The organism is Actinomadura oligospora ATCC 43269, from assembly GCF_000518265.1.
In the GTDB taxonomy this organism is placed as follows: domain Bacteria; phylum Actinomycetota; class Actinomycetes; order Streptosporangiales; family Streptosporangiaceae; genus Spirillospora; species Spirillospora oligospora.
In genome coordinates this window covers 79,842-98,031 of sequence record NZ_JADG01000011.1, presented here as the reverse complement: position 1 = coordinate 98,031, position 18,190 = coordinate 79,842, and the positions used below count along the sequence as shown (strand labels likewise).

At 73.5% G+C, this 18,190-nt stretch carries 16 protein-coding genes; 12 read left to right on the top strand and 4 right to left on the bottom strand.

The window, feature by feature from the left end; translation table 11 throughout:
* The first annotated feature begins 20 nt into the window (after window positions 1-20).
* The 10 genes from P696_RS59345 (at window position 21) to P696_RS0118590 (ending at window position 10,231) form a co-directional block, all read left to right on the top strand.
* Entirely contained in the window at window positions 21-524 is a 504-nt protein-coding gene (locus P696_RS59345) for a DUF742 domain-containing protein (RefSeq protein ID WP_084337754.1), read from the top strand.
* A 40-nt stretch (window positions 525-564) separates the two neighbouring features.
* Entirely contained in the window at window positions 565-1,110 is a 546-nt protein-coding gene (locus P696_RS46540) for a GTP-binding protein (protein ID WP_034485841.1), read from the top strand.
* 208 nt (window positions 1,111-1,318) lie between these two features.
* Window positions 1,319-2,131, top strand: coding sequence for an SGNH/GDSL hydrolase family protein (locus P696_RS0118625; protein ID WP_026413506.1), 813 nt, complete (start codon window positions 1,319-1,321; stop codon window positions 2,129-2,131).
* A 154-nt stretch (window positions 2,132-2,285) separates the two neighbouring features.
* On the top strand, window positions 2,286-5,912 hold the full coding sequence (locus P696_RS52630) for an AAA family ATPase (RefSeq protein WP_051467860.1): 3,627 nt from the start codon (window positions 2,286-2,288) through the stop codon (window positions 5,910-5,912).
* Window positions 5,913-6,155: 243 nt separating this feature from the next.
* The gene (locus tag P696_RS0118615) at window positions 6,156-7,202 is read left to right on the top strand and encodes an LCP family protein (protein ID WP_084337752.1); all 1,047 of its coding nucleotides are present in this window, start codon (window positions 6,156-6,158) and stop codon (window positions 7,200-7,202) included.
* Between the two features lie 222 nt (window positions 7,203-7,424).
* Complete coding sequence (locus P696_RS0118610) at window positions 7,425-7,715, top strand: hypothetical protein (protein WP_026413504.1); 291 nt, start codon at window positions 7,425-7,427, stop codon at window positions 7,713-7,715.
* A gap of 186 nt (window positions 7,716-7,901) precedes the next feature.
* A complete protein-coding gene (locus tag P696_RS56955; protein WP_170026506.1) occupies window positions 7,902-8,057 on the top strand; it encodes a hypothetical protein in 156 nt (51 codons plus the stop codon).
* A gap of 371 nt (window positions 8,058-8,428) precedes the next feature.
* Window positions 8,429-8,587, top strand: a complete 159-nt coding sequence (locus P696_RS56950) for a hypothetical protein (protein WP_170026504.1) — start codon at window positions 8,429-8,431, stop codon at window positions 8,585-8,587.
* Between the two features lie 124 nt (window positions 8,588-8,711).
* Complete coding sequence (locus P696_RS0118595; RefSeq protein WP_026413503.1) at window positions 8,712-9,203, top strand: glutathione peroxidase; 492 nt, start codon at window positions 8,712-8,714, stop codon at window positions 9,201-9,203.
* Window positions 9,204-9,331: 128 nt separating this feature from the next.
* Window positions 9,332-10,231 (top strand): oxidoreductase, encoded by a 900-nt coding sequence (locus P696_RS0118590; RefSeq protein ID WP_026413502.1) that lies wholly within the window; start codon window positions 9,332-9,334, stop codon window positions 10,229-10,231.
* A 62-nt stretch (window positions 10,232-10,293) separates the two neighbouring features.
* On the opposite strand, the gene P696_RS0118585 is transcribed toward P696_RS0118590, so the two are convergent.
* The 4 genes from P696_RS0118585 to P696_RS46530 all read right to left on the bottom strand — a co-directional run bounded on the left by P696_RS0118585 (window position 10,294) and on the right by P696_RS46530 (window position 16,313).
* Window positions 10,294-10,845, bottom strand: coding sequence for a methylated-DNA--[protein]-cysteine S-methyltransferase (locus P696_RS0118585; protein WP_026413501.1), 552 nt, complete (start codon window positions 10,843-10,845; stop codon window positions 10,294-10,296).
* 62 nt (window positions 10,846-10,907) lie between these two features.
* Window positions 10,908-13,601: a DUF7824 domain-containing protein gene (locus P696_RS0118580; RefSeq protein WP_026413500.1), complete on the bottom strand. Its 2,694-nt coding sequence runs from the start codon at window positions 13,599-13,601 to the stop codon at window positions 10,908-10,910.
* Complete coding sequence (locus tag P696_RS0118575) at window positions 13,598-14,986, bottom strand: SWIM zinc finger family protein (protein ID WP_026413499.1); 1,389 nt, start codon at window positions 14,984-14,986, stop codon at window positions 13,598-13,600. The genes P696_RS0118580 and P696_RS0118575 overlap by 4 nt, the downstream gene beginning before the upstream one ends.
* Before the next feature lie 94 nt (window positions 14,987-15,080).
* Window positions 15,081-16,313: a LeuA family protein gene (locus P696_RS46530; protein ID WP_034485694.1), complete on the bottom strand. Its 1,233-nt coding sequence runs from the start codon at window positions 16,311-16,313 to the stop codon at window positions 15,081-15,083.
* A gap of 73 nt (window positions 16,314-16,386) precedes the next feature.
* Between P696_RS46530 and P696_RS0118565 the strand changes: the two genes are divergently transcribed.
* Both P696_RS0118565 and P696_RS0118560 read left to right on the top strand, forming a co-directional pair.
* Window positions 16,387-17,622 carry a citrate/2-methylcitrate synthase gene (locus tag P696_RS0118565; protein ID WP_026413498.1) on the top strand — a complete coding sequence of 412 codons (1,236 nt, stop codon included), beginning with the start codon at window positions 16,387-16,389 and terminating at the stop codon, window positions 17,620-17,622.
* A 116-nt stretch (window positions 17,623-17,738) separates the two neighbouring features.
* A complete protein-coding gene (locus P696_RS0118560) occupies window positions 17,739-18,104 on the top strand; it encodes a hypothetical protein (RefSeq protein ID WP_026413497.1) in 366 nt (121 codons plus the stop codon).
* Window positions 18,105-18,190: the final 86 nt, after the last annotated feature.

The following is an 18,190-nucleotide window of genomic DNA, read 5'->3' as shown; positions in this document are numbered from 1 at the left end:
TGAACACGGAGGTCGGTGCGATGGATCAAGGTGGTTCCTTCGGTCCCGGAGCGGGCGGCGGCCCGCCGGGATGGCACGGTGACGTCCCCCAGGGCGGGCACAGCGGCGGCTACCCCGTGCCGGGGCAGCAGCCGCACCCGGGACAGGGCCGCACGCCACGGCACGGCGGCGGCGAGTCCGGAGGGGAGACCAGCTCGCTGGTGCGCCCCTACGCGGTCACCGGCGGCCGGACCCGGCCCCGGTACGACCTCGCGATCGAGGCGATGGTGACCGCCGCGCCGCATCCGCCGCGCGACATCTCCTCGTTGACCCCGGAATACCGGGCGATCATGGACATCTGCCGGACGGCGCGGTCGGTGGCCGAGGTGTCGGCACTGCTGCGGCTGCCGCTCGGCGTCGCACGCGTCCTCGTCGCCGACATGGCCCTGGAGGGCCTGCTCCGGCTGCACCAGTCCCGCCCGGCGGGCGCGCAGCCGGACATCCGACTGCTTGAGAGGGTTCTGAGTGGGCTTCGGAAGCTATGACCAGCCGTCAGCTGCGGCCGCGCCCGGGGACGGGCCGGAGCTGACCTCGGTCAAGATCGTCGTCGGCGGCGGCTTCGGCGTCGGCAAGACCACGTTCGTGGGTTCGGTGTCGGAGATCATGCCGCTCACCACCGAGGCCGTGATGACCGCGGCCAGCGCCGACGTGGACGACCTGTCGGCGGTGCCCGACAAGACGACCACGACGGTCGCGATGGACTTCGGCCGCGTGTCGCTCGACAGCGAGCTGATCCTGTACCTGTTCGGCACGCCGGGCCAGCACCGCTTCTGGTTCATGTGGGACGACCTGGTCAAGGGGGCGATCGGCGCGGTGGTGCTGGTCGACACCCGACGCCTCGCCGACTGCTTCGCCGCGGTCGACTACTTCGAGGAGCTGGGCCTCCCCTTCGTCGTCGGCGTCAACGGCTTCCACGGCGAGTTCCAGTACGCCAAGGAGGACATCCGCGAGGCGCTGTCGGTCAGCTCGCACGTGCCGATCGTCGAGTGTGACGCACGCAACCGCGAGTCGACGAAGAAGGTCCTGATCACCCTCGTCCAGCATGCGCTGTCCATGGTCGGTACGCACTGACCAGGGAGCGTTGAACGGGGATTCGGCGCGCGAACGACCGTGTGAGGCTGACGCCATCGCACGGTCGTTCGCTTGTGCCCGTCTTCGCCCCGTGCCGCCCGTCACCGTGCGTCCGGTGCCGGTCACTACGGTCGCGTAGGAAATATGCACGATGCACTATTAGTTCCTAGGTGATCGAAGTACTTGGACCTGCACGAGGAACGGCTTTATGGGTGACGCGGAGAGCATCGGCACGTTCGTTGCCATTGGGGACAGCTTCACCGAGGGGATGAACGATCCCGTCCCGGGGCTGGACGACGTGTTCCGGGGGTGGGCCGACCGGGTGGCCGAGCACCTCTCGGCGGGGAATCCGGAACTGCGGTACGCCAATCTGGCCGTGCGGGGGAAGCTGCTGCGGCAGATCGTCCAGGACCAGGTGCCGCGCGCGGTCGGGATGTCGCCCGACCTCGTCACGTTCTGCGCGGGCGGCAACGACATCATCCGGCCGGGCGGCGACCCGGACGCGCTCGCGATCGAGTTCGACGAGGCCGTCCGGACGCTGCGTGGGACGGGCGCGCGCGTCGTGCTGTTCACCGGGTTCGACCCGCACGGCCTGCGGTCCGGGAAGCGCATCCGCGGCAAGGCCGCGACCTACAACATGCACCTGCGCGCCATCGCCGACCGGCGCGGGTGCGACGTGGTCGACCTGTGGGCGCTGATGCCGGTGTTCAACGACCCGCGCGCCTGGTTCGAGGACCGGCTCCACCTGTCGTCCGAGGGGCACCGGCGGCTCGCGCTGCGCGTCGCCGACGTGATCGGGGTCCCGGTGGACGGCGACTGGAACGAGCCCTGGCCCCCGCTCGACACCGGTGACTGGCTGACCCAGCGCCGCGAGGACGTGCACTGGGCCCGCACCTACCTGCTGCCCTGGATCGGACGCCGCGCGACCGGACGCTCGTCCGGCGACGGGCGCACCGCCAAGCGTCCCGACGCGCTTCCGCTGCAGGGATGCGGGTCGTCGCAGCGGTCGCGCGTCCGCTGAGCGCGCCCGCCGGCCGGGTGTCGACCAGGGTGTCGACCGGGGTTCGGTGGCGGAGCGGTCACGGAATGCGGTGTGAAGCCGGTTCCGGGGGTCTCCGCGTGGTTACAGTGCTGTCGTGGCTTCCCCCCGGCTTCCGTCTCACCTTCAGCTGCTGTTGACCGACGAACCCGTCCTGGACGTGTACGCGTCCGGCCCCTGGAGGGTTCCCGACGGGCTCTACAAGGAGATGCGCGAACGCGCCGTCGCCTTCAACGCCGACGAGCGGGCGGTGGTGCTGACACGGCGGCTCAGCGACTTCTACGGGCCGGGGACGTCCGCGGCGGGGGCCGAGCTGTGGTCGCTGCTGACGTTCCTCCTGGGAGCCGGGTCGGTGCGCGCGGGCAACCGCGGGGACGTCGACTTCGAGCTTCTCGGCGACCTGCTCGCCGACCCCGAGTCGCCGGTGCGGCATCCGCTGGCGTGGTTCTCCCAGGGCGGACGGTGGCGCCCGCCCGGCCTGTGGCTGCCCGAACCGGCCGGGGACGACCCGGAGCGCCGCGCCGTGATGTTCGAGCTGGGCCGTGCCGCGCTGGACGTCCTCGCCGGTCTCGCGCCCCTGGAGGAGCGGCGGCTGGCCCTGGCCGGGCTGTTCGACCGGTTCCACGAGCGTCCGGAGCTGCGCGAGCTCGCGATGAGCACCCCGCGCGACCGGCTGGAGGAGGTCTGGGCCGCCGAGCTGACCGAGGACGAACTGGCCGCCCTGCCCGAGCTCGCCGGTCCGGTCGCCTACCTCACCTGGGCCTGTGAGGGGCTCGCGGCGGCGCACGGACGGCTCGCGCGGGCGGCGCACGGCGCGGAGCCGTTCGAGGTCGCGTTCGCCCGGCTGCTCGCGGCGGGCGAGGTCCCCGAGGCTCCCGCCGAACTGGCCGTCCCGCTCGGCGCGGACGGCTACGGCGACGTCGCCGACCGGCTCACCGCCGAGACCGGCGACTTCGACCCCGACCTCTGGCAGACGCGGCTGCGCGGCTGGCTCGCGCGCGGCCTGGTCGCCGGGGAGGCCGACGCGTGCCGCGCCTGGCTCGACATGGCCGCGCGCGTCACCGGGGCCGTCCAGGGCCTGCCGGGCGTCGCGGTGAACCCGCGCTGCCGCCTGCCGGTCGGGCACTTCCAGGAGGACCTGCGGCGGCTGTTCGCGCTGCGGCGGGTCGCCAACCCGCTGCGCGACTCGCTCGCGGGCCATCCCGTCGGACGTCCCGCCGCCGGTGACGCCTCGGAGGCCATGGCCGTTGACGAGCACGACTTCGAACCCGTCGTCGGGCAGCCCGACCTCGTGCGCGCGATGCGCGTGGCGCTCGCCGACCGCGCGGCCGGACGGCGTCCCGTCCGGATGCTGATCGCCGGTCCCGAGGGCAGCGGACGCACCGACGCCGCCGACCTGCTCGCGGAGAGCCTCGTGCGGCTCGGCGCGGTCCGTTCCGTCCTGTGGATCTCGGACCAGTCGTTCGCGTCGCTCGGCGTGAGCGAGGCCGTCATGTGGCTGTCCTCGCGCGTGCGCGAGTGCGTCGAGACGCGTCTGCTCCTCGTCGTGGACGACCTGGAGCGCCTCGCGTCCGCCGAGCGCTGCGGACCGGCCGCCGTGGAGGAACTGCGCCGCCTCCTCGCCCGCTCGCCCTCCCTCGACGTCGTCGCGCTCTGCCGGACGAACGGAGACCGGCGCCTGCTCGACCTCAACCCCGCCCTCGTGCGCGCGTTCGACGTCGTCCGGACACGCGACCTCACCGAGGACGGCCTCACCGAGCTCTTCCGCCGGGCCGTCTCCTCACGCGGCGCGACGGCGCCCCCGGATGTGGCGCGCGCGGCGGGTGTCCTGCTCGTGCGCACGCCCCCGCGCGGGAACCTGCGCGGGTCGCGCCTGGCCGACTACCTCGCCGCCGAGTCCGTCGCCGCCGCCCGCGCCCGCCTCGCCACCGCCGAAGCGACGCCGGACGGCGACGCGACGCCGGGCGGTGGTGCGGCGCCGGGCGGTGGCGCGACGCCGGACGGAGGCGAGATCGTCCTCGCGCCCGCGGACCTGCCGTCCCGCATCACGCCCACCGGAGCCGCCGAGACGGTCCCCGCCGACCCGGCCGTCGAACTCGCCTCGTGCGTGGGCATCGAGCCGGTGAAGCGCGAGGTGGAGGCGCTGGTCGCGGAGGCGCGCGCCGAGCGGCTGCGGCGCGAGGCGGGGATGCCGGTCGCGTCCCGCCCCCGGCACCTGGTGTTCACGGGCAACCCCGGCACCGGCAAGAGCCGCGTCGCGCGCGTCCTCGGCCGGATGTACGCCGACCTGGGCAGGCTGTCCACGGGCGTGCTGGTCGAGACCGACCGCGCCGACCTGGTCGGGGAGTTCCCCGGCGAGACCGCCGCGAAGGTCCGCGCCGCCGTCGAGCGCGCCCTCGGCGGCGTCCTGCTGGTGCGCGACGTGCACGTCTTCGCGACCGCCGAGGGCGCGCGTGGACGCGAGGCCGTCGACGTGCTGCTGTCGGCCGTCCAGGCCCACCCGGACGACCTGCTCGTCGTCCTCACCGGCCCGGAGGCCGAGCTGAACGGGCTGCTGCGCTCGCACTCCGACCTCGCCGCCACGTTCCCGCGCGTCGTCCGCTTCCCGGACCTCACCGACGACGAGCTCGTCGAGGTGTTCGCGCGGCGCGCCGCCGAGACGGGGTTCGCGCTCGCGGGCGGCGTCCTCGCCGAGATCGGACGGCTCGTCCGCGCGGCGCCGCGCGAACGCGACTTCGGCAACGCCCGGCTCATGGTCGACCTGCTCGACCGCGCCGTCGCGCTCCAGGGCCGCCGCGTCCTCGCGGACGGCGTGGTCGACGAGACCGAGTCGCTGGACGAGATCCTGCTCGCCGACGTCCCGGACGCGCTCGGCCCCGCGCGCGACGCGCTGCCCGGCGACCCGGTCGCCGCGATCGAGGCGCTCGTCGGCCTGGAGGTGGTGAAGGCCGAGGTCAGGGCGCTGGCCGCGGAGGCGCGCGCCGAGCCGATGCGGCGCGACGCCGGGGTGACGCAGAACGCGCCCGCCCGCCACATGGTCTTCACCGGCAACCCCGGCACCGCCAAGACGACCGTCGCGCGCCTGATCGCCGCCGTGTACGCGCGGCTCGGGCTGCTGTCGTCCGGGCACCTGGTCGAGGTCACCCGCGCCGACCTGGTCGCCGAGTACGTCGGGCAGACCGCGCCGCGCGTGCGCGCGGCCGTCGAGCGCGCCCTCGGCGGCGTCCTGTTCGTGGACGAGGCGTACACGCTCGCCGCCGCCGGGAGCGGGGGAGACCGGCTCGACTTCGGCCCCGAGGCCGTCGCCGAGCTGCTGAAGCTCATGGAGGAGCACCGCGCCGACCTGGTCGTGATCGTCGCCGGGTACGCCGACCCGATGGAGCGGTTCCTGTCGTCCAACCCGGGGCTGCGCGACCGGTTCCCGCGCGTGCTGAGCTTCCCCGACTACTCCGAGGACGAGCTGGTCGCGATCTTCGAGTCGATGGCCGGGGCCGCCGGATTCCGGCTCGCGGACGGGCTCCCGGGCGCCGTCCGGCGGCGGATCGCGGCCCAGCCCCGGGGCCCGGAGTTCAGCAACGCGAGGTTCGTCCGAAACCTGCTGGACGCCGCCATCGCCCGCCAGGCGCAGCGGATCACCGCCGAGCCCTCCGGAGGCGCGGAAACGCCCACGTCCGCGGAGGTCACGCTCCTGCGGCCGGAGGATCTGCCGCCCGTCCCGCCCGCTCGCCGGAGCGCAGAGGAACGGCACGGCCACTACTTGTAGTGCCAACAATGTGTAAAGTACTCCGACCGAAAGCCGGGTAGGTGTCCCTGAGGGGCCCTTCGCCCGAACCGCTGGGATGCGCCGGAGGTAGCACGCCTCGTCCGGGCATGTCAGTGGAGGAGATGACCGGCGACCGCGACAAATCATGCGCTGGTGGGACGCACGTCACGCCGGTGGTTGTCTAGGGTCGACATCCATGACCGAAGTCCGGCCCAGGGCCGGACGCGAGACAGGAGGAGCGTCGTGCATCAGGGAGCACCGGTCGGGGGGCACGACCCCTACGCTCGGGATCCGTACGCACCCGGTCCCCCCGACGAGGACTTCGCGCCGCGACGCCGTCGCCGGCGGCGCTGGCCGAAGGTGCTGGGCGGGGTGCTGCTCGTCCTGGTGCTGCTGGTCGTCGGCGGCTACTTCTACCTGGACTCGCGGCTCAAGCGCGAGGACGTCCTCACCGACTACGCCGGACGCCCCGCCGACACGCCCGGCACCAACTGGCTGATCGTCGGCTCCGACAGCCGCGAGGGCCTCAGCCGCCAGGACGAGAGGAACCTCGCCACCGGGCACGCCGCGGGCCGCCGCACCGACTCGATGATGCTGCTGCACTACGGCTCCGGGGGGACGACCCTGGTCAGCCTCCCGCGCGACTCCTACCTGCCGATCCCCGGGCACGGCTCGAACAAGCTGAACGCCGCCTTCGCCTTCGGCGGGCCGAAGCTGCTCGTCCAGACCGTCGAGCAGGCGACCGGCGTGCGCGTCGACCACTACGCCGAGATCGGCTTCGGCGGGTTCGTCGGCGTCGTGGACGCCATCGGCGGCGTGAACATCTGCGTCAAGGACGCCATCAAGGACCACAAGGCGGGCCTCGACCTGAAGCCCGGCTGCCAGGACCTGGACGGCAAGACCGCGCTCGGCTACGTCCGCACCCGCAAGTTCGCGCGCGCCGACCTCGAGCGCGTCGAGCACCAGCGGCAGTTCTTCGGCGCGCTGATGAAGAAGGCGACCAGCCCCGGCGTCATGCTCAACCCGTTCGACAGCATCCCGCTCGCGATGAACGCCACGAGCAACTTCCGCGTCGACAACGGCGACCACCTGTACGACCTGGTCCGGATGATGTGGGCCATGCGCGGCGTGACCGGCGGCGACGGCGTCACCACGACCGTCCCGATCGGCGGCACCGGCAGCAGCCCCGCCGCCGGTTCGTACATCACCTGGGACAAGACCCGCGCCGGTCAGCTGTTCGGCGCGCTGAAGCAGGACCAGCACGTCCCCGCGAACGTCGTCACCAAGTAGCCCGTCACCAGGCAACCCGTCACCAAGTGGCCCGTCCGCGTTCCTGCCGCGCGTCCCGCCCGAGGCCCAGCCCCGGCCGGGACGCGCGGCGCTTTTCAGCCGCCGAGCGCCCCCCGCGAACGCGGTGAGCGCTGCCCGGAAACCGTGCGGGAAGCGCATGCGCTTCGGCCGGGGATGTGGGGGTCGCGGAGGCGCGGCGGGGTGTCCGGATAGAGTCGGCGCATGTCCGATGAGAAGGCCGCCGTCGACCTGGACTCGCTGTCCACGGTCGAACTGCACGACCGGGCCGTGAAGTACGCCCGGGAACACCGTGATCTGCGTTTCCTGTGGAACCTGCTGAGGTCGATCCCGGCCGCCGCCGCGTCCCTCGGCGAGGACGAGCGCGCCGAGTACGACATGCTGCACAGCCTGTCGCTGCTCCAGGAGGCGATGCACTCCGGCGAGGGCGAACTCGGCCAGGCGCTGCGCCCGGTCTATCTCGACTACCTGGCGAAACACGGCGGCGGCGCCTGACCGCGCCTTTTCTCCCGTCCACGTCCCCCATGGACGGCCCCTTCCGGCGCGGCGACGCGCCGGATGCGCGGGCCGTCCTGGCGCGGCCCCATACGGCCTGACGTGGTCTTTACGTTGCGTTGATCCACCCTCGTCCGGCATGGGGCATTACCCTGAGTAGTAGCTTCATTGCAGAGGGTGGGGGCCGTGAACAAGAAGCATCTCAAGCTGGCCGCGATCGCGTTCGTGGTCTGGTACGTCGTCAGCAGGCCGGAGGGCGCGGCCAACCTGGTGAACAGTGCTCTCGGCGGTCTCGGCAGCGCGGCGGAATCGCTTTCCCAATTCGTCAGCGCCATTCCTTAGCCGGTCCGGCGGCGGCGTCCCGTGACGGGGACGACCGCCTGGCCCCGTGCCCCTCAGGGCGCGGGGCTCTTTTCATGGTCGGGCGGGATTCGCGCGCTACGGAGGAGTTCTGGGGAGTCCTGTGGGTTTCTTGATGGAGGCGGTGGTGGCGACACGGCCGGGACGCCGTCTCTCCGTCCCCCGATCCGCATCCGGTTTCGTCGCCGAGTCGCAGGTGGGACACGGTTTCGCCGGTGGGGTAAGGGATCTCGCGCACCTGTGGGCAGGCGCGGACGGCCTCGTCACAGTAAAATCCCGCTAAGCGGCCAGCCGCAGACGGACACAGTGAGATCGGGTCAGTGTGTCGCTGCGCTACTCCAGGGACGGCGCAAGTGCTAAAGAAGAACTTCCGCTACGTGGCCATCGCCTTTGTCATCTTCTACCTCCTCAGCTCACCGACCGCTGCGGCCCATGTGGTCAACAACGCGTTCTCCCAGCTCGGACGGGCGGGCAGCCAACTCTCCTCGTTCGTGAACGCGCTCGGGACCTGACGCGCGGCCCCCCGTCCTGTCGTGGCGCGCGTCCGGGACGGGTGGACACAGTGCTCCCTCGCACGGGCGTTCCGGCGCGCACCGGTGCGGACGTGTCGCGGGAGATCGTCCTAGGATCGTCCCCATGACTGTCTACGACGTGGAAATCGACGGTCTGCGGGGCGGCTCCGCGGACCTCGGGCAGTACCGGGGCAAGGCCGTCCTTGTCGTCAACGTCGCCTCCAAGTGCGGCCTCACCCCTCAGTACGCGGGCCTGGAGCGGCTCCAGGAGCGGTACGCCGAGCGCGGCTTCACCGTCCTCGGCGTCCCGTGCAACCAGTTCATGGGCCAGGAGCCGGGCACCGCGGAGGAGATCGAGCGGTTCTGCTCGACCACCTACGGGGTCACCTTCCCGATGACCGAGAAGATCGAGGTCAACGGCGAGCACCGGCACCCCCTCTACGAGCGGCTGGTCGGCACACCCGACGGCGAGGGGCACACCGGCGACATCCGCTGGAACTTCGAGAAGTTCCTGATCGCCCCGGACGGCGCGGTCGCCGCCCGCTTCGCCCCGCAGACCGAACCCGAGGCCGGCGAGGTCGTCTCCGCAATCGAGAAGAACCTTCCCGGCGCCTGACCCCCGTCCGGCCCCCTGACCTGTCCCTTTCGAGTCCAACGTCCGGCGCCCGTGGTGCGTGTCACCTTGCCGGTATTCGACGTCGCGTCTAGCTTGAGGAGTCGTCGGACACGGCGTGGAGGTGCACCATGGGCGGCTGGACCGCGGCGGACATCCCGGGTCTGCGAGGCCGTAGGGCGGTGGTGACCGGCGCGAACAGCGGGCTCGGCTACCACACGGCGCTGCAGCTCGCCCGGCACGGCGCGGCCGTGACGCTCGCCTGCCGCAGCGTCGAGCGCGGCCAGGCCGCGTTCGACCGGATCCGCGCCGCCGTCCCGGACGCCGAGCTCGAGCTCGTCCCGCTCGACCTGGCCGACCTCGCCTCGGTGCGCGCGTTCGCCCGGCGGCAGGCCGACGAGCCGCTCGACCTCCTCGTCAACAACGCGGGCGTCATGGCCCTGCCGAAGCGCACCACCGCCGACGGCTTCGAGATGCAGTTCGGCACGAACCACCTCGGCCACTTCGCGCTGACCGGCCTCCTGCTGCCCGCGCTCCGCGCCGCCGCCGCGCCCCGCGTCGTCACCGTGACCAGCGCGATCGCCTGGACGGGCCGGATCCGCTTCGACGACCTCCAGGGCGAACGCTCCTACAACCCGTGGCTCGCCTACGGCCAGTCCAAGCTCGCGAACCTGATGTTCACCAGGGAACTCGCGCGGCGCGTCCCGGACGTCACGAGCGTCGCCGCGCACCCGGGCTACGCGTCCACCAACCTCCAGGCCGCGGGGCCGCGCATGGCGGGCCGTCCGCTGATGGAACGCCTCGCCGCCGTCGGGAACGTCGTCATCGGGCAGTCCGCCGCGATGGGTGCGCTGCCGTCGCTCTACGCGGCCGTCATGCCGGACGTGACGCCGGGCGCCTGCTACGGCCCGCGCTTCTTCCAGTACCGCGGCAGCCCGGCGAAGGTCATCACGCCGCCGCAGGCCAACAGCCTCGAGACAGCGCGTCGGCTCTGGGAGGTCTCCGAGAAGCTGACCGGCGTCGCCTACTGACCGCCGCCGCCCGGCTCAGGCGCGCGGCGGAGTCGGGCGGTGGACGGCCGTCCGTTCGGTGACTAGACGGGAGTGGGGCCCTCTTCGAGGGACCAGTCGAGCGTCGCGGGGAGCGCGCCCTCCATGGTGAGGAGCCAGCGCTTGACCTCGATGCCGCTGCCGCCGCTGTACCCGCCGATCCCGTTGGACGCCACGACGCGGTGGCAGGGCACGATGAGCGGGATCGGATTGGAGCCCATGACCTGGCCGATGGCCTGCGCGTTCACGCCCGCCTCAGACCGGTCGCCGAGCCCGCCGTAGGTGATCGTCTCGCCCCACGGGACGCGGTGGAACAGCGTTCCGAGCACCTGGCGCTGCAGCGGGTTGGTGAGCCGCCAGTCGATCGGGACGGTGAACGCGTGCGGGTCGCCGCCGAAGAACGCCTTCAGCTGGAGCAGCGGCTCGGCCAGCCGGGCCGGGTCGTCCACCACGGGCAGGCCGAGACGGCTCTGCGCGCGGGCACGCGTGCCGGGCGCGTCGCGCCAGGTCACCATGGCGACGCCGGTCTCGGTCGCGGCGACCAGCAGTCGGCCGAGCGCCGTCTCGGCCGAACCGAACGCCACTGTCTCGGTCATGCTCTCCACTCTCCGGGGCTGGGGGATCCGCCGCGACCACCGTACGCGGATCCCCCGACATTTCACCGTTCCGGGTTCAGGGTCCGCTGGAGGCGGACGGCCTCCCGGACGAGCCGGCTCGACCCGCCGCGCGCCGCGACGTCCGCGAGGCCGGGGACCTCGGCGCGGGCGCCCATGGTCGCCGCGCGGACGCCCACGGTCTCGGCGCAGCGCGCGGCGAGCTGCAGCAGGTCGGCCAGGCCCTTCGGCGCGTTCGTCGCCTTCTCCGTCGCGACCCTGGCCAGCAACGGCGGCAGCGCCGCGCGCGCGATGTCCCAGACCTCCGCGTACGCGCCCGCGTGGACGGCCTCGCCGAGGACGTCGGTGATCCGGTTGAGCTTCACGCCGTCCAGCTCCACGAGCGTCGCGATCGCCGCGCCCAGGTCGGCGGCGGGAAGCAGGTTCCGCGACGCGAGGACGAGCAGCGCCTCCAGCGCGAGGGAGCGTCCCGCCGCCTGCTTGTCGGACGCCGCGTACGCGAGCACGGCGCCGGTCGCCGGACCGGCGGGACCGTCCGCCTCGGCGAGCGCGAGGACCGCGTCGCCGATCTCCGGACGCTCCCACGAGGGGTCGCCGACCTCCGGCACGCCGGACACGGCGGGGAGCAGGTGCGCGGCGGCGAGTTCGCGGTGCGACGGCAGCATCCGGGGCACCACGTCGTAGCCGGACCAGTATCCGAGCGTGGGGAGGCTGTTCCAGTACTCGCCCCTCGGCAGCGCGTACAAGGGCCGCACGATCTCGAGCGGCGCGGCCGTCGCCAGGGGAGAGGACGCCGCCAGAAGACGGGTGCTCGTGATCTCGAGTGGGCGGAACGTGTATCTGCGCCGGACGGTGACCGGCGCGACGCTGACCTCGGAGAGGGGCGGGGCGTCCGAACCGAGGTACTCCGCCAGCGACCGGCCCGGCCCGGACGTCAGGCCGCCCGCCCGCCTCAGGGCGTCGGAGCCGACCGTGCGCGGGGTGCGGAGCAGCGCCTGGCCGAGGTCGGCGGGGCCGATCTCCAGGCCGTCCGCCTCGTACCGCAGAGCGCGGTCGACCAGGACGTCCGGATCGATCAGGCCGTTCGCCTCGGTCGGGGTGGCCAGCAGGAACGGCTTCCAGCCCGGGCTGTCGAGCGCCTCCAGCATCCGCCGGATCAGGAAGCGGTAGGGCAGCGGATGCCGCGTGTCGTGGCGCTCCCAGGGATCCGGCGTCGCTCGCGACATCTGCCTGAGCCGGGAGCGCATCACCTTGGCGAGGGCCCGCACACCGGTGGTCTCCGGGGGCGGGGTCAGGCTCCCGAAGGCGAGCCCGACCAGGTACAGCGGAACCTCCTCACCGGACTGGTCGTGGACACGATTGAGGAGCCACGGATGGGTGTTCGCCACCTGGGCCAAGGCCGTGCGCGTGGCCTCCGGATCACGGTGCCCCTGCTCGACGATCCCCGTCATGACGCGTTCCAGGTCGCCCCATCCGGTGCCCTGCCAGACCATCAGCTCCTCGGCGAGCTCGCCGGGCGAGCCGATCGGCGGTGCCGGGGCGGGCGGCGTATAGGGCGGGAGCGAGTCGACCGGTCGGCCCGGAGCTTCCTTCTCCTCTGGGAGGGCGGCGCCGGGGATCAGGGCGCGGAGGTCGGCGGGAAGGTCCGCGCTCGCGGCGACGGCGGCCTCGCGCGTCGGCGCGGACGCCCCGGCCGCGTGCTTCGCGACGAGCTTCACCGCGCGTTCGCGCAGGTCGAGCGCCTCCGAGGCGAACAGCGGCAGGACGGCGAGGACGGCGGCGTCCTGGCGTCCGTGGGGGCGGGCCGTCTTGCCCATCCACACCAGCGCGGACTTGACCAGCCGCTTCTCGGGACGGAACGCGGCGGCGTCCGCGGCTTCGGCGAACGTGGCGAGCGGGATCGGGGACGCCTCGTCCACGCGCCGGATCTCCCGCAGCGCCAGGTCGGCGATCGGGCCGGGCGCGGCGGGCAGCATCCGGACGAAGTCGCGCAGCCGCGCCGCCGACTCCTCGGGCGTCGGGGCCAGCTCGTCGTGCAGCGCGCAGAACCAGCGGAGATCCTGGATCCGCCCGCCGCGCAGCAGGCGCCGGACGCACCGGTCCAGCACGTCCTCGCGCCGGACGCGGCCGGACGCCGTGAGTTCGGCGACACCCTTCGCCCAGCCCTCGTGACCCGCGCCGTCCACCTCGAACACCCGGGGGAGCAGCGTGTCGGTGAACGGGTCGTCGGCGAGCTTCTTCGGGTGGGCGGCCCATTGCGTCCAGCCGAGCACGAACGTGTCGTTGGTCGGAGGGACCCCGCCCGCGCGCGGCACGAGCGCCGCGATGGCCCTCCACAGGCCCTCGTGCTGCCAGCGGGTGCGCAGCCGCCCGGCCGCCCGCTCCACGACGTCGGCGACCCACTCGTCCGGACGGTCGGCCACGGCGTCCACCAGCGGAGCCTGCCGGGTGCTGCGCCCGTCGGCGGCCCAGCGGCGCGTCCACCAGAGCAGGTCCGTGCGCGCCATCCAGTTCGCCGCGGCCGACGCGCCGCCGATCGTGGCGAGCCCGGCCAGCAGCAGCGCGTCCGCGACCGGCCCGTCGATCAGCCCGTACTGGGACTGGTCGCGCACCTCGCGCAACAGCCCCGGCAACTCCTTCGCGACGGTTCTCCGCTCAGCGGTGCCGAGCTCCGCGATGAGGCTCAGGACGTCCTCGGAATCGCCCTGGCGGATCGCCTCCCGCACCTGCGCGTTCACACTCGCTCCTCAGAAGACACGGACGGCGCGTCGGCCTCGGCGGGGTTGCGGGCGATGCGGACGGCGAGGACGTGCTTGCACGGCCCCCGGCCACCGCGATGGTCCAGCCACCAGGGGCAGGTGCAGGAGACGCGGTCGCCGTCGAGGCGGACGAGCCGCACCTCCTCGGTCGTGACCCGCGCCAGCTCCGGCGCCTCGAAGCGGACCGCGCCCGCCTCCACCAGGGCGTGGGCGGCGCGCAGGCGCGGGTTCATCGCGGCCACGCGCTTCGGGTCGTACGGCAGCTCGCGGTGGAAGTGCGCCGCCTCGGCCAGGTCGTAGCCGACACGGCCGGACGTCCCGAGCTGGGTGAGCGCCGCGTGCGTGCGCGCGGGAGTCAGGCCCGCGCCGGCGGCGAGCAGGTCGGCGTCCAGGCGCGGCTCGAACGCCAGCAGCGCGCCGACGAGATCGGCGTCGGCGGCGGTCTCGTCGGCGGCAAGGTCGTCCAGGACGGCGCCCTCGCCGGAGAAACCACGGGACGTCTCGGGCGAGAGCGTGAGCACGTACCGCATGCCGGGCAGCTCCAGCTCCCACGCGGACGCCACAGGCGAAGCCCCGGCGGCGACCGGCGGACCGTACACGCGCAGCGCGCGGGCGAAACGCAGCAGCGGCAGCAGCGTCGCGAGCCGGTGCGTCCCGGCCAGGCACACCGCGCCCGGCCCCGGGCGCGGTGTCAGCCGCAGCGTCCGGCCCGCCGGGGTCGCCCACAGTGTGCCCGCGCCGCGGCCACGCCCGGTGTCGTTCGGCAGGCCGCGCACGAACCGGACGGCCTCGGCGGCGGGCAGCTCGGCCCGCAGGTCGAACCCGGACGCGATCACCTGGACCTCGGCGAACCCGCGCAGCCAGCGGTCGGGCAGCGGCACCTTCTTCTCGACGGTCGCGCCGTCCAGCGTGGTGACGACCAGCTCGCCCGTCCCGACCGCCAGGTGCAGCGGGTCGTCGCCGCCCACCCGGGCCAGGGCCTCGCGCAGCGGGCCGTTGACGTCCACGTTGGTGGTGCCGAGGTCGACGACCTCGCCGTCCAGCGCGTCCTGGAGGACGTCGAGCCGGGCGTAGACGCCGCCGCACGCCGAGAACGACTCCAGCCGGAGCCGGTCGCCGTTGCAGGTGACGACCGGGTCGCGCAGGCCGGTGGGCTGCGGCCGGTGGTAGCGGCTCCGCGCGACGTCGGCGAGCCCGAGCAGCCCGGCCGCGGCCGGAGCCGCCCGGGTCAGCAGCCCGCTGAAGAAGTGCGGATGGTCCGTCCGGCCGCCCGACGCGGTGGTCCCGCCGGAGGTCGACAGCCCGAGCCCCGCGCCGGTGAGGGCGGACGGCTGGACGTACTGGAACGCCTGTGCGCTGGTCATGCGCCGGAATATAGAAGCCCCCAGTGACAACCCGGCCGCGCGTCCCGCCGCCGTCCGGCCGCCCCCGCGCCGCGGCGACGCGAGGGCGGACGGATCAGAGCTGGCCGGGGAAGAGAAGCGCCAGCTCGGCCGGGTGGTCGGCGACGAGGCACAGCTCGTCGTCGGTGAGCGGGCGTCCCGTCATCGCGTTGCACAACTGGACGAGCTGGAACGACAGTTCCGGGTCGGACGGCTCGACGCCCAGTTCGTCCATCACGTGGCGGAATCCGGCGCGTCCGCCGTACTCGCCGGTGAGGACGACGCGTCCGCGTCGCGCGTGCAGGTCGTCCGGGAACGGGCCGAGGGTGCTCTCGTCGAACAGCTCGTAGTTCCCGTGGTCCTTCAGCGCGCCGTCGGCGTGGATGCCGGACTCGTGCGCGAACGCGTTGATCCCCGCGCCGACCTGGTTGTAGGGCAGGGGCTGGCCGAACGCGTAGCCCGCCCAGAGCGCGAAGCGGCGCGCCCAGGACAGGTCGAGCGCGTCGCCGATCTCGGCGTCCACCCCGAAGGCGTGCTCGAACGCCAGGATCGTGGACAGCAGGTCGGCGTTCCCGGCGCGTTCGCCGATGCCGTTCACGCAGGTGTTGACCCACGCGTCCTGCCCGGCCTCCAGGTCGCCGAGCGCGCCGGACACCGAGTTCGCGACGGCCATGCCGAGGTCGTTGTGGCAGTGCGTCTCGACCGGCATCTCGATGACGGCGGCGAGCTTGGCGAACCGCTCGCGGATCCGTCCGGGGCTGTCGCCGCCGATCGTGTCGCAGTACCGGACGCGGTCCGCGCCCGCCTCCTTGGCGGCGAGCGCGAACTCGTGCAGGAAGCCGTCGTCGGTGCGCGAGCCGTCCTCGGCGTTGACGCCGACGGTCTCGACGCCGCCCGCCTTGGCCGCCCGCACCGCCGCCTGCGCCTCCCTGATGATCGACGCCCGGTCCAGCTTTCCCCGGAACTTGTTCGCGATCATGTAGTCGGACGTCGAGATCGACAGGTTCATGTGCCGCAGGCCCCGGCCGGACGGCGACCGCACCTCGAGGGCCTTCTCGACGTCGGCCGCGACGCCCCGGCACCAGCCGGACAGCCGCAGGTCGCCGAACGCCCCCGCCTCCGCGAGCGCCAGCTGCGCCCGGACGTAGGGGACCTCGTGGAACAGGAACGGGAACCCGATCTCCGACTGCGCCACGCCGAGGCGGCCCAGGTGGAGGTTGACCATCGTCTTGCCGAACTTCGAGAGCCCGGTGCGTGCGGTCTGGACGCCGTCCCGGTTGGTGACGTCCAGGAAGTGAATCTGAGGCATGCCCTCAGATTGACAGCGGAATCCATATGTATCAATATTGATCATAATCAACATCGATCGAGAGGACGGCCAGGTGGGAGAGTGGATCGACGCGGCTGCCGCCGCCGAACGCCTCGGTGTGAAACCCGCCACGTTGTACGCCTACGTGAGCCGGGGCGTCCTGCGCCGCCGCCGGGACGAGGCGGGCCGCCGCTCGCTCTTCGACGCGGCCCAGGTCGAGGAGCTCGCCCGCAAGGGCAGGCCGCGGCGCGGGCCCGCCCCGTCCGAACTGGCCATCGAGTCGTCCGTCACGGCCCTCGGCCCGGACCGTCCCTACTACCGGGGCCGCGACGCCCTCGCCCTCGCCACCGGCCACCCCTTCGAGGCCGTCGCCGAATGGCTCTGGACGGGCGACCCCGCGTCCCTCGACACCGTGTCCCTCGAAGCCGCGTCCCAGGGGTGGCGGGCCCCGGAGGAGGGGCTTCGCGCGGCGCGGGCGGCACAGTCCGGCCTGCCGTCCGGGATCCTCCCGCTCGACCGCCTCCAGGTGATCACCACGGCCCTCGCCGTCACCGACCCCCTGCGCGTCCACATCGACCCCGAAGGCGTGCTCGTCACGGCCCGCTCCCTGATCGCGGGCCTGGTCGACGCCCTCCCTCCCGTCACCGGCCCGGCCGACGACGGGGGACGGGGGACGATCGCCGGACGGCTGTGGCGGGCGCTGTGCCCGGACGAGCCGTCCCCCGGCCTGCTGCGGGCGTTCGAGGCGGCGATGGTGCTGCTCGCCGATCACGAACTGGCGGCGTCGACGCTGGCCGCGCGGGTCGCGGCGTCCGTGCGGGCCGATCCCTACGCCGTGGTCACGGCGGGCCTCGGAGTGGTGAGCGGGCCCCTGCACGGCGGCGCGTCCTACGCGGCGGAACGCCTGTTCGCCGAGGTCGGGGAGCCCGGACGGGCCCCGCGGGTGATCGGCGACCGGCTGCGCGCGGGGGAGCGGATCCCCGGATTCGGGCACCCGGTCTACAAGTCCGGCGACGGGCGCGCGACCGTCCTGCTGGGCCTCGTCCGGGACGCGGCGCCCGGCCACCCGCGCGTCGCCGTCGCGGACGCCGTCCTCGCCGAGGCGAAGCGGCGGCGGCTGCCCGAGCCCAACATCGACTTCGCGCTGGCCCTGCTGGGCGGCGTCGCCGGGCTCGTTCCGGGCGCGGGCGAGGCGGTCTTCGCCGTCGCCCGCGTCGCGGGCTGGCTCGCCCACGCCCTGGAGGAGTACGGAGGCCGCTCCCCGCTCCGTCCCCGTGCCGTCTACGTCGGCCCGCCCCTCCCGGACTGACCCGCTCCGGCGCGTCCGCAGGCCCCTCACCTGGGACGTCGCGGGGGCGACATGCGGGCGGCGTGCTCGGGCGGGGGTCTGCACCGATCGCGGGGAGGCGGGGGTACGCTCGTGGCGTGCGCAGGTTCTTCACTCCCGCCTGGATCGGGCTGCATACGATCGCGATCGTGCTGTTCGGGGCCTTCATGGGCTTCGGCTGGTGGCAGTTCGACCGCGCGCAGGCGGGCAACGACCGGAGCTGGGGCTACACCTTCGAGTGGCCGCTCTTCGCGATCTTCGTCGTGGTGATGTGGGTCAAGATGATGCGGGACGAGGTGACCGGCGAGGAGACCATCCCCCGGGGCCCCAAGGTGATCGAGGAGCCCGCCGAGAAGGCGGTCACCCGGCAGATCATCGAGCGGCAGGAGAGCGAGGACCCCGAGCTCGCCGCCTACAACCGCTACCTGAACCGCCTCAACTCGCAGACCGGACGCCGCGACTAGGCGCACGCACGCGGGCGGGCCGGACCAGGTCGCCCTGAGGGAAAGAACGCAAGCGAACGCGCCGTGGGGCGCGCTGAGAAGGGTGT

Excerpts from the sequence above, each read along its gene's own strand:
- P696_RS0118575 (WP_026413499.1), bottom strand. The coding sequence starts at position 14,986 with ATGACCAGCGCACAGGCGTTCCAGTACGTCCAGCCGTCCGCCCTCACC.
- P696_RS46530 (WP_034485694.1), bottom strand. The coding sequence starts at position 16,313 with ATGCCTCAGATTCACTTCCTGGACGTCACCAACCGGGACGGCGTCCAG.
- P696_RS0118590 (WP_026413502.1), top strand. The coding sequence starts at position 9,332 with ATGGGCGGCTGGACCGCGGCGGACATCCCGGGTCTGCGAGGCCGTAGG.
- P696_RS0118625 (WP_026413506.1), top strand. The coding sequence starts at position 1,319 with ATGGGTGACGCGGAGAGCATCGGCACGTTCGTTGCCATTGGGGACAGC.
- P696_RS0118595 (WP_026413503.1), top strand. The coding sequence starts at position 8,712 with ATGACTGTCTACGACGTGGAAATCGACGGTCTGCGGGGCGGCTCCGCG.
- P696_RS59345 (WP_084337754.1), top strand. The coding sequence starts at position 21 with ATGGATCAAGGTGGTTCCTTCGGTCCCGGAGCGGGCGGCGGCCCGCCG.
- P696_RS0118585 (WP_026413501.1), bottom strand. The coding sequence starts at position 10,845 with ATGACCGAGACAGTGGCGTTCGGTTCGGCCGAGACGGCGCTCGGCCGA.
- P696_RS0118610 (WP_026413504.1), top strand. The coding sequence starts at position 7,425 with ATGTCCGATGAGAAGGCCGCCGTCGACCTGGACTCGCTGTCCACGGTC.